An 11,792-nucleotide genomic window follows, 5' to 3' on the forward strand; every position below is an offset into this window, starting at 1 on the left:
AGGTTCGGTCCGGCGGCCGGCGGCTGCCAGTCGTCCCGTCTTCCTGGGACTGGCGGTACCAGGCAGATCCGGCGCGGGCGGCGCACACTGGCGGACATGGCGAATCCCCAGTTCGGGCAGGCGGTGCGACGCTGGCGCGACCGCGCCTCCCCGGACGCCGTCGGCCTGCCCGCCGGCGGGCACCGGCGCGCGGCGGGCCTCCGGCGCGAGGAGCTGGCCATGCTGGCCGGGATCTCGGCCGACTACCTCACCCGTCTCGAACAGGGGCGGGCGTCCCACCCTTCGGCCCAGGTCGTCGAGACCCTCGCCCGGGCCTTGCGGCTGTCCCGGGTCGAGCGGGCACACCTGTTCCACCTGGCCGAGCTGGCCCCGCCCGGCCCGGACGCGGTGCCCGCCTACCTGACGCCGAGCGTCCAGCGCCTGCTCGACCGGCTCACCGGAACGCCGGTCGCGGTGTTCGACGCGTGCTGGACGCTGCTGGTCGCCAACCCGCCGTACGCGGCGTTGCTGGGCGACCCGTCCGGGTGGCGCGGGCACGAACGCAACGCGGTGTGGCGCAACCTGCTCGGCCCGGGCACCCGGGTCCGGCACACGCCGGAGTCGAGGCGGGCCATGGAACGCAGCCTCGTCGCCGACCTGCGCGCCGCCGCGGGCCGCTACCCCGCCGACCGGCAGCTGCGGCGGCTGGTCGCCGAGCTGCGCGCGAACAGCGACCGGTTCGGCGAGCTCTGGGACTCCGGCGCGGTCGATCACTACGAGTCCGCGCACAAGATCGTCGATCACCCGCGGGTGGGACCGCTGACCCTGGACTGCGACATGCTCACCGTCGCGGGCAGTGACCAGCGCATCATGGTCTATACCGCCGAGCCGGGCTCCGCCGACGCCGAGCGGCTGGCACTGGTCACCGTGCTGGGCACCCAGGAACTCACCGGCTGACGCGGAGGGATGCTGCATTCGGCGGCTGACTTGTCTTGTGGACAACGTTGACAGTGGTTGCGCCGGGCTCGGAGCGTGGGCGAGGAGTGCACATGTCGCTGAAGACGATTCCCCTGATGACGGCGATCCTGATCACGGTCGCGGGAACCGCGGCCGCGCAGGACGCGCCGGCCCCGCTCGCCGACCAAGCGGTCATCCAGGACGGCCACGCCCGGTTCGAGGTGCTGACGCCGACGCTGATCCGGCTCGAGTACGCCGGCGACGACCGCTTCCAGGACCAGACCACCTTCACCGCCGTGAACCGGTCCTTCGCCGCGCCGAGCTACACGACCACGGTGAGCGGCGGCTTCCGCGAGATCCGGACCGCGAACCTCACGCTGCGGTACCGCCAGGGCAGCGGTCCGTTCACCCGGGACAACACCTCCGTCCAGCTGACGACGACGAACGTCACCGCGACTCCGCTGTTCCCGTCCTACTGCGTCTTCGGCACGGCGTGCGAAGCCGAAAACGGCCTCCCGGGCGGCTCGGCGGCCACCGCCTACGACCACGCCGGACGCACCGGCTCGGGCTTCCTCGCCGGGTACACCTCCGTCGGCGCGTCGCTCGCGCAGGACGTCTCCGCCGTGCCGTCGGCCGGGCAGTACAAGCTGACGGTCCGGTACGCGAACGCCCAAGGCGGCGACGGCCAGACCACCGCGCGCACGCTGTCCACCACCGTCAACGGCGCCCCCGGCCCGAGGTTCACCCTGCCGGCGACGTCGTCCTGGGACACCTGGGCGACCGCGTCGGTGACGATCCCGCTCAACGCCGGGACGAACAGCGTGCGCGTCGAGCGGAAGTCCGGCGACTCGGGCAACGTCAACCTCGACAGCCTCGCCGTCACCACGGCCGCGGCGAGCTACCCCGCCGCCGACACCTCGCTGCTCACCACCGCTTACGGCGCGGGGCCGAAGTCCGTGCTGGGTGGCTGGGACCGGTCGCTGGACAACCCGGAAGCCGTCCCGACCCCCGAGCACCCCGGCCTGCTCGACCGCGACGGCTGGTACCTGCTCGACGACACCCGCTCGGCCGTGCTCAACGCCGACCGGACGGTCACGGACCGGCCGTCGCACGGCGCGCAGCCGTATCAGGACGGCTATTTCTTCGGCTACGGCAAGGATTTCAAGCGCGGCTTGGCCGACCTCAACGCGCTCACCGGCGGCACGGCGCTGCTGCCGCGTTCCGCTTACGGCGTCTGGTTCTCCCGCTACTTCGCCTACTCCGACAACGACTACCGCACGACGCTGTTGCCGAAGTTCCGTTCGACGTTCACCCCGATCGACTGGCTGGTCGTCGACACGGACTGGAAATCGCCCTCGCAGTGGAACGGCTGGAACTGGAACTCCGCGCTGTTCCCCGATCCCCAGGGCTTCCTGAACTGGACCAAGCAACAAGGTCTGGCCGTCTCGCTCAACGTCCACACGTCCATCGCGGGCAACGACCCGCGGTTCGCGGCGGCCAACGCGACCGCGGGCGGACTGATCCCCGACGGCGGGAGCTACGTCTGGGACTGGTCGAACCCGGCGCACCTGCGCTCCTACTTCGACCTGCACAAGCCCTTCGACGCCCAGGGCGTCCGGACGTGGTGGCTGGACTACTGCACCGGCTGCGGCCGCTCGACCGCCTCCGACCCGGGCGTCGCGCCGGACAACTTCATCAACCAGGCCTACGCCGACCACGCGGCCGCCCAAGGCCTGCGCGGGTTCTCCTTCGGGCGCATCGGCGGGGCCGAGCAGGGCGGCATCCACAGCAGCTACCCACTCGGCCCGTGGTCGGAGCGCCGCAACACGCTCCAGTTCACCGGTGACACCCCGATGAGCTGGGACATGCTCGCCTACGAAGCCCACTTCACGCCGGACGAGGCGGCCGCCGGGCTCAGCAACGTCAGCCACGACATCGGCAGCTTCCACGGCGGTCACCTGCCCGACGAGCTCTACGCGCGGTGGCTGCAGCTGGGGACGTTCCAGCCGGTCGACCGGCTGCACTCCGACCACGGCGACCGGCTGCCGTGGGACTATCCCGGCGCGGCGGGCGACAGCGCGGAGAAGTTCCTGCGCCTGCGTGAATCCCTCGTTCCCTACACCTACACGCTGGCGCGCCAGGCGAACCAGACCGGCGTGCCGATCGCTCAGCCGCTCTACCTCGACTACCCGGACCAGGACGCGGCCTACACCCACCCGCAGGAGTACCTGTACGGCGACAACGTCCTCGTCGCCCCGATCACCGCGGCCGGCGGGTCGGTGTCGGCGTGGATCCCGCCGGGCACCTGGACCGACTACTTCACCGGCACCGTCTACACCGGACCGTCGACGGCGACGATCACCAAGCCGCTGTCGGAGATGCCGGTGCTCGTCAAGGCGGGCGGCATCGTCCCGCTGCGCACCAATTACGTCGACAACGCGGCCGCCCCGCTCGACCAGCTGACGCTGAACGTGACGGCGGGCGCCGACGGGGCCTTCTCGCTCTACGAAGACTCGGGCGAAGGTGCCGGAGCGTCGTCGACGACCCGGTTCGGCTGGCAGGACACGGCCAAGACGCTCACCATCGACCCGGCGTCGGGTGCCGCCCCTGCCCGGGCGTACACCCTCCGGCTGGCGAACTCCGCCGCGCCGACCGCGGTTTCGGTCGACGGTCAGCGGCTGCCCGAGACGGCGTGGTCGTACAACGCCCACTCCCGCACGGTCACGGTGACCACGGCGAGCCTGCCGTCGAACGCCCGGCACACGGTCACGGTGACCGGCAGTGCCGCCGACAACCCGGCCGCGGGCCAGGTGAACGGCCGCGGCGGGCTGTGCCTCGCCGTCCACAACGGACAGACGGCCGACGGCACGGCGCTGGAGCTGGCCGCGTGCGACCACTCGGCGGGGCAGCAGTTCACCCCGCCCACCGGCCGCACGGTGCGGGTCCTCGGCAAGTGCCTCGACGTGGCCGGCGGCTCGACGACCGCGGGCACGCCGGTCCAGCTCTACACCTGCAACGGAACGGCCGCGCAGGCGTGGACCCTGACGACAGCGGGACAGCTGACGAATTCGGGCCGCTGTCTGGCCGCGACGGCGGCCGGGGACGGGATGCGCCTCGCCGACTGCGCCACCGGCCCGGATCAGGCGTGGCGCTTCCCACCGGCGCCGCTCACCGGTCCGGCCGGGCTCTGCGCCGACGTCGTCGACGCCTCCCCCGCGTCGGGTACGGCGGTGCAGTTGTACGGCTGCAACGGCACCGACGCGCAACGGTGGAGCACACCGGCCGACAATTCCCTGCGAACGCTGGGAAAGTGCCTCGACGTCGTCAACGGCGGTACGGCGAACGCCACGCCCGTGCAGCTGTGGGACTGCAACGGATCCGCCGCGCAGCAATGGACGTCGGGCGCGGACGGGACGCTGCGCAACGTCGGCTCGGGGCGTTGCCTCGACGATCCGGACAACGCTGGCAAGCCCGGCGACCGGCTCCGGGTCCACGACTGCAACACGACCACCGCGCAACGGTTCACGCTGGGGTCGTGACTCCGGCCAGGTCCGCCAGGTCCAGCACGAAGCGGTAGCGGACATCGTTGCGCCGCAACCGGTCGAACGCCTCGTTCACCCGGGCCGACGGCAGCACCTCGACGTCCGCGGTGACGCCGTGCTCGGCGCAGAAGGCCAGCATGGCGGCGGTGGCCGGCACGCCACCGCTACCGGCCGAGGTGAGCTTCTTGCGCCCGATGAGCAAATCCATGGTCTGCACGGTGACCGGCCCGAGGTGGCCGACCTGGCTGAGCGTGCCGTCCATGGCGACGAGCCGCAGGTACGGACCGAGGTCGTGCGGCGCCGAGATGGTGTCCACGACGACGTCGAACCGGTCCCGGGCGGCAGCGAGCCGGTCCGGCTCGGTGGAGACGACGACGCCGTGGGCGCCGAGCTTGCGGGCGTCCTCGGCCTTGTCCGCCGAGCGGCTGATGACCGTGGTCTCGGCCCCGAGGGCCACGGCGAACTTGACCGCGAGGTGCCCGAGCCCGCCCAGCCCGGCGACGGCGACCCGCGTGCCCGGCCCCACGCCGAGGCTGTGCAGCGGTTCCCAGACGGTGATCCCGGCGCAGAGCAGCGGAGCCGCGCCGGCCGGTTCGAGACCGGCGGGGAGAAGGTAGGCGAAGCGGTCGCGGACGACGTATTCGCGGGAAAAGGCACCCGCCGTCGTCGAGCCGTCGCGGCGGTCGGTGCCGCCGTAGGTCAGCGTGGGAAATTCGCGGCAGAAGTTCTCTTGCCCGGCTTCGCACCTGACGCACGCACCGCACGAGTCGACGATGTTGCCGACGGCGACCGGGTCTCCGACGGCGAATCGCGTGACCTCGGTGCCGATCTCGGTCACCACGCCGGTGAATTCGTGGCCCGGCACAAGAAGGCCGCCGGAATGTGCGTCGAGGGAGTGGACGTCGGTGTGGCAGACACCGCAGTAGTCGATCCGGACCGCGATGTCGTCCGGGCGCAGGTCGCGCCGTTCGAGACGCACCTGCCGCAGCGTCGCGGCGTCGCCGTCCACTCCCCATCCCACGGTTGCCCGCATGTCGGCTCCTCTTCAAACAGACTGTTCGGTCTATTTCACCGTAAGCACGTCCGCCCGAAAAAGCAAACCGACTGTTCTGTTGGTAGTCTCGCCGCATGGTCGATCAGCCTCTGACAGCCCGCGGCACCGCGACCCGCGACCGCATCCTCGAGGCGGCGACCCGGGAGTTCGCGGAGCACGGGATCGCCGGCGCCCGCATCGAGCGGATCGTGAGCTCGGCACGCACCAACAAGGCGCAGCTCTACGCGTACTTCGGCAACAAAGACGGGCTGTTCGACGCGATCTTCTTCGCTTCGCTGGAGCGGATCGTGAACGTCGTCCCGATCGACGCCACCGACCTCGCGGACTGGGCCGTGCGCCTCTACGACGAGTACCTGCGCCGCCCCGACCTGATCCGCCTGGCCACGTGGGCCCGCCTGGAGCGGCGCCCGGCCGGCCACCTCGTCGCCGACGCCGACCGGCTCGACGACCGGAAGCTCCGGGCGATCGCCGACGCGCAGGCCGCCGGGCTCGTGCGGCCGGGCGACCCGTTCGACGTCATGGCCGTGGTCATCGCGATGTCGATGGCGTGGTCACCGGTCAGCAACGTCTACGCGGCGACCGCGGACGAGCCGCCGGAACAGCACGACGGACGGCGCACCCTGCTGCGGGAGACCGTCCGCCGGGCGGTGATGACGGGCTGAACGCCCGGCTTCAGCCCTCCGTCGCGAGCTTCCACATCCGTTCGAACTCCGCGCCGTCGAGCGCGGCCGGGGTCAGCACGCGCTGGGCGGCGAGCTCCTCGAACGACGGGAGCGGCACCTCGCTGAGCCCGGTGCGGCCGGTCGAGCGCCAGTCGTCGGCGTAGTGGCGGGTGCCGTCGGCGTAGACCTCGACCTTGCGGACTTCCCAGCGGTCGTCGTCGAGCTCGCTGTAGATGTCCACCGGGGCGTCGGCCGCGTCGTGCTGCCAGTGCACGTGCAGGTAGTCCATGTTCGTTCTCCGGTTCAGCGCTGCCGCGGGGGCCGCGGGCGGGCCGCGTCACCCCAGTCTTCCTGCCCCATGCTGCTGCCGAGGTGCGGGCCCTGGGGGTTCGGGCCGTGGCTGACGTGGGAGTCGCCGATCTCGACCGGCCGCGGGTTCGGGTGGTTCGTCGGCTGGTCGTCGTGGTGCACCACGTAGACGTCCGGCCGGTCATCGGACTGCGAAATCGTGTAGCCGTGGCTCTCCAGCGCGGACGGGCTGACCTCGATGTGGTGGGTGAAGCTGGCACCGGAACCCGGGTTGAGCACCAAGCCCTGGGACAGCCCCTCCTGCGACAGCTGACCCGGCGCGATGTTCGTGAAGTAGCCACCCGAGCCGTAGCGGGCGTGCGAGCCGACCAGCGGGTTGTCGGGCGTGCCGTGCGTCCACGCCGAGGGCCGCACGTGACCGCTGCCCATGATGCCGTTCATGCCGGCTTCGTTGGTGTAGTGGTAAAGGCTCCCGTTGGGGTTGTCCGGGGTGTGCGGCACCGTCGCGTGCGGGGTCGTCGGCAACGGGTTGTCGTAGTACGGCGGAGGCGGCCGGTTGCTGGTGCGGGGCGGCCGGCCCGTCCCGCCGCCGTTGCCGCCGCGGCCGTTGCCGCGGTTGTTCCCGCCACCACCCCGGTTTCCCCCGCCACCGCGGTTGCCGCCGCTGCCGGACGCGGCCGCGGCGTCGGCGCACGGGGTCAGGCCGGACGGGTCGATCCACGCCAGCGGGTTGGCGACGTAGGCCTGGGGGTTCGGCCCGCCCGCCAGGCCCAGCGGGTCGGCGCTGAGGAAGCGCGCGGTGCCCGGGTCGTAGTAGCGGTGGTAGTTGTAGTGCAGGCCGGTTTCGGCGTCGAAGTACTGCCCGGGGAACCGCAGCGGCGTCACCGCCGGCGCGGTGTCCAGCGCCCGGCCCCAGATCGTCTGCGGCTGCTGGCGGGCGACCACGCCGTCGAGCCCGACCAGCTCCGTCGGGGTGCCGACGACGTCGGTCATGATCGCGTAGAACCGCTGGTCGAGCACCTGCCGGAAGCCATCCGGCCCGAGCAGCCGCTCGCACTGCAGCAGCGGGAGTTCGCTGCCGGGTTCGACGTCCCAGCTCAGCAGCCGCCGTTGCCCGGTCGCGGTCAGCCGGTGCTCCTCGGCCAGCGCCGGGCCGTCCCAGGTGAAGTCGATCTGCTCGGCCACCTTGCCGTCGGCCGCGAGCCGCTGCTTCGCGACCCGCCTGCCCAGCGGGTCGTAGCGGTAGCGCCAGCGCTGCCCGTCCGGCGTCGTGACGCCGGTGAGCCGGTCCTCGGCGTTCCAGGTGAAGCGCCAGACCTGCGGCCGTCCGTCGACGCCGGGCGCGGTGCGCTCGACGAGCCTGCCCTGCCCGTCGTGGACGTAGCGGGCGGCGCCGGCGCCGGTGATCCGGTTTCCGGCGTACGTCCGGGGCCCGGCGAGCGCGTCGGGGACGGCGCCCGCCTGGACGCCGGTCACGTTGCCGGTGCTGTCGTAGCTGTAGCGCTCGGCGTGCGCGGCGCCGGTAACGGCGCTGACCCGGCCCACGGCGTCGAGCTCGAACGACCGCGTCCCGGCGGTGGCGTCGTGCGTCGCGACGAGCAGGCCGTCGTCGCGGTAGTCGTAGGCGCGCCGGTGCACGAGGGCACCTCCGGCGGCCGCCACGGTCTGCGCGGCGAGCCGGCCCGCCGCGTCCCAGTGCGAGCGCAGGTCCGCGATGCCCCATTCGCGCTGGACCTCACGGCCGGCCAGGTCGCGGCGCAGGCTCATCGTGTGCCCGCCCACCCGCAGCCCGACCGGCGCACCCGTGCCGTCGTAGGCCCATTCGCCGGTCAGCCCGGACGGGAGGGTGCGCCGGATCCGGCGGCCGAGCACGTCGTACTCCGACCGCACGGTGCGGCCGTTGCAGGTCTCGGACAGCACGCGGCCGAGCGCGTCGTAGGTGAAGGTGACGTCGGCGTCGGCGTTGACCGCGCGCAGCAGCCGGCCCGCCGCGTCGTAGGTCCAGCGGGTCACGTCGTCGCCCGCGCGCTGCTCGACCACCCGGCCCAGCGCGTCCCGGGTGAACTCGAGCGTCTCGCCGGCGCCGTTGGTGCGGCTGGTCAGGTTCCCCGCCGCGTCGTAGCCGTAGCGCAGCACCCGCCCGTCGAAGTCCGTCTCCTCGACGAGGTTCCCGGCCGCGTCGTGGCGGTACTCCCAGCGGCGCCCCTGCTCGTTGCGGACCGAGGCGAGCCTCAGCTCGGTGTCGTGCGTGAACTCCATCCGGCTGCCGTCCGGCGCGATCCGCGCGGCCGGCAGGTCGAACGCCCCGACCTCGTGCAGCGTCCGCGCACCGGTGGCGTCCCGGTGCTCGCGCAGGTTGCCCTCGCCGTCGTAGGACCAGTGCTCGGTGCCGCCGCCGGGGCGGGTCACGCGCAACGGGCGGCCCTCGACGGTCCAGGCGTAGCGGCTGGTCTCGCCGGCCGGGCCGGTCTCCGTGACCAGCCGGCCGAAGGCGTCGTACTCGAACGTGCGGACCGCCCCGGTGGGCCCGGTGACCGACTCGGCCAGGCCCCGCGCGTCGGAGACGACGGTGGTCCGCCCGCCGAGGGGGTCGGTGATCGTGGCGAGGTTGCCCGCCGCGTCGTAGCCGTAGGTCGTGCGGGCGCCCGCCGGGTCGACCGCCGCGACGAGCTCGCCGCCTTCGCCGTACTCCCGCGTCGTGCGCGCCCCGTCGACGTCGACGGTGAGCACCGGCCGGTGCTTCTCGTCGTAGCGCGCCGAGTCGCCGGTGCCGTCCGGGTAGCCGACGGCGACCAGGTCGCCGGCCTCGTCGTAGGTGTAGGTGGTGGCGCCGCCGAGCTCGTCCGTGCGGACCAGCAGCCGGTGGTGCCGGTCCCACTCGTAGCGGACCTCGTGGCCGAGCGGGTCGATCTCGCGCCCGACCTGCCCCCACTCGGTGAAGTGGTAGGTGATGACCGCGCCGAGCGAGTTCGTCGCCCGGGTGACGCGCGCGGCGGTGTCGTAGTCGAAGGTGTAGTCGAGGTAGCCGCCGTCGCCTTCGGTGCGGACGCAGCGGCCGGCGCTGTCGTAGTGGTAGCGGTAGGAGGCGCCGTTGCGGTCCTCCCAGCTCGTGATCCGCCCCTCGGCGTCGTAGCCGAAGCGCAGTGGACGGCCGGAGGAGTTGACCACCTCGACGAGGCGGCGGGCGTCGTCGTAGCGGTAGCGGACCAGCGGGAGGTCGGCCGGGGTGCCGTCCGGCAGCCGGGCGGCGCCGGTCAGGTGCAGGCCGGTGACCAGGCCGCCGGTGGTCTCGACGCCGAGCAGGTACCCGCCGGAGTGGCTGATCGTCGTCAGGACGCCGGTTTCGTCGCGACCGAAGTCGATGCGGGCGCCGGAGCCGCGCAGCACGGAGGTCAGCGGCAGTTCCGCGCCGGTCGACGGCGCGAAGAGCAGCGTCTGCGACTGCTCGGGCATGGTGATCGTGTAGCCGCCGTCCGCGGTGCGGGCCAGCGGCCAGCGGGGCCCGAACTCGGGCAGCACCGACCCGGTGGCGCCGGGCAGCGGGTAGGTCATCAGCGCGCCGTCCTCGGCGGCGAAGCTGACTCCCTCGGCGTCGACCTCGAGCCGCTGGTCCAGAGTGGACGCCCAGGTGGGGCCGAAGGACCGGCCGCAGCGGTAGTCCGAGAGGTGGGTGCGCGAGACGATCAGCGGGAGCGCGGCGCGCAGCTCGACGTCGGTCTGCGGCAGGAACATCCGCCCGCTCGCGACGTCGATGGGGTCACCGCAGTCGGGCAGGTCGCGGGTGGGGGTCGAGTTGTGCGGCGGGTTGCCGTTGCCGCCCCGGATGTCGCCCTTCGCGCCCGACGCCGAGGTGGAATCCGACGGTCCCTTGGCCGGTGGCGACGTGCCGTCCGGGGGGTTGTCGGGCGTTTTCGGCGGATTGTGGTCCCCCGACGGAGTCGTGGAGTCGCCACCCTTCGGCGGCGGCGAGTGATCACCCGACGGAGTCGTCGAGTCGCCACCCTTCGGCGGCGGCGAGTGCTCACCGGACGGCGTCGTCGAGTCCCCGCCGTGGGGTTTCGGCGCCTTCGGCGTGCCGTCGATAGTGCTGATCTTCGGCGGGGCGGACACCTTTCCGCCGCCCTTGAGGCCCTTCATCGCCTTCGCCGCGTCGCCGAACAGGTCCCCGGCCCGCTTCAGCAGCGGCATGAGCGCTTTCATTGCCGTGACCAGCCGCTTCACCAGATCGGCGATCTTCGACGCGGTCTTCGCGACCGCGCCGATCACCTGCGGCACCACCCACGTCAACCCGATCCCGAGGGTGAAGACGACCTGCAGCGCCCAGCTGATCAGGTGGCCGATCAGCTCCGCGATGATGTCCCGGACGAGGGCGCGCACCGCGGCCACGACCTCACCGGCGGTCTTCACCCCGCTCGAGGCGCCCTCGCAGCCCTTCTGAGCGGACTCCAGCAGCGTCACCGCGTCCTGCGTCCGCTGCCGGTACGAGTCCGCCGCCGGGCCGGTCCACGACTGCAGGTCCGACTTCACCATGTCGCCCAGGTCGGTGCCGATGGCCTGCAGCTCGCCCGCTACGTTCTTCCAGGTCTCCGACTGGGCCGCGATTTCGTCCGCGTTGCCGGTGAGGCCGTCGAGCGCCTGCTTCAACGGCCCGACGTGCTCCATCAGCCACGCCACCCCCGCCGCCAGGATCGCGCCGAACGGGTCCATCGCCATGGACAGGGCATCCAGCGCGGTCCCGACCGCCCCCATCGCGACCGAGGCCCAGTCGCCGCTCTCGATGGCCGACTTCAGGTCGTTCGCGCTCTCCAGGATCGAAATGCCCGAGTAGGCCTTGGTGGAGTCCTGCGGCTGCGCAACGAGGGGGTTGGTCACCCTATCATGCTAACCGGCCCCTCCGCGTACGGTGACCGCCCGTCACCGTCGGCCGGACGACATTGCCGGTCGTACCCCGGGAATCGATCGTTTCGGGCAAGAAAGTCAGCTATTTTCCGGAGCCGGAGTAACCAGACCGGCACAATGGCCCATCCGATTCATTGGTTTCCCAAAGGAACCCAACGGCTAGTACTTTCTCCTGATCCACCTCCCCCGAATGCGTGGGAGGCTCGGTTCTTCAGCCATTCACGAGAGGTTCTCGATGCTGAGTAGCCGAATAATCCCGATCGCCGCCGCGACCGCTCTCTTGGCCTCCGGCACCCCCGCGACTGCCGCGCCCGACCCGCTGGCTTCCTATCTCGGTCAGCAGGTCTCCTGGGGCGACTGCGCGTTCGAACCCGCGAGCGGGGCCAAACC

The 11,792-nt window shown here is 72.2% G+C and carries 6 protein-coding genes; 3 read left to right on the forward strand and 3 right to left on the reverse strand.

The window, feature by feature from the left end:
* The first annotated feature begins 96 nt into the window (after positions 1-96).
* Positions 97-936 carry a helix-turn-helix transcriptional regulator gene (locus AB0N03_RS43710; RefSeq protein WP_364385741.1) on the forward strand — a complete coding sequence of 280 codons (840 nt, stop codon included), beginning with the start codon at positions 97-99 and terminating at the stop codon, positions 934-936.
* Positions 937-1,028: 92 nt separating this feature from the next.
* Positions 1,029-4,475, forward strand: coding sequence for a ricin-type beta-trefoil lectin domain protein (locus tag AB0N03_RS43715; protein ID WP_364385744.1), 3,447 nt, complete (start codon positions 1,029-1,031; stop codon positions 4,473-4,475).
* Here the strand turns inward: AB0N03_RS43715 and AB0N03_RS43720 are convergent.
* Positions 4,459-5,511 (reverse strand): NAD(P)-dependent alcohol dehydrogenase, encoded by a 1,053-nt coding sequence (locus tag AB0N03_RS43720; protein ID WP_364385747.1) that lies wholly within the window; start codon positions 5,509-5,511, stop codon positions 4,459-4,461. The two genes, AB0N03_RS43715 and AB0N03_RS43720, sit on opposite strands and share 17 nt — an antisense overlap.
* A gap of 95 nt (positions 5,512-5,606) precedes the next feature.
* Between AB0N03_RS43720 and AB0N03_RS43725 the strand changes: the two genes are divergently transcribed.
* Positions 5,607-6,194 carry a TetR family transcriptional regulator gene (locus AB0N03_RS43725; RefSeq protein ID WP_364385750.1) on the forward strand — a complete coding sequence of 196 codons (588 nt, stop codon included), beginning with the start codon at positions 5,607-5,609 and terminating at the stop codon, positions 6,192-6,194.
* A 10-nt stretch (positions 6,195-6,204) separates the two neighbouring features.
* Here AB0N03_RS43725 and AB0N03_RS43730 read toward each other — a convergent pair whose 3' ends face one another.
* Positions 6,205-6,483 (reverse strand): hypothetical protein, encoded by a 279-nt coding sequence (locus AB0N03_RS43730; protein WP_364385753.1) that lies wholly within the window; start codon positions 6,481-6,483, stop codon positions 6,205-6,207.
* Positions 6,484-6,497: 14 nt separating this feature from the next.
* Positions 6,498-11,375, reverse strand: coding sequence for an RHS repeat-associated core domain-containing protein (locus AB0N03_RS43735; RefSeq protein ID WP_364385756.1), 4,878 nt, complete (start codon positions 11,373-11,375; stop codon positions 6,498-6,500).
* Between the last annotated feature and the right edge of the window lie 417 nt (positions 11,376-11,792).

The sequence above is a fragment of the Amycolatopsis sp. NPDC051061 genome (assembly GCF_040682935.1).
In the GTDB taxonomy this organism is placed as follows: domain Bacteria; phylum Actinomycetota; class Actinomycetes; order Mycobacteriales; family Pseudonocardiaceae; genus Amycolatopsis.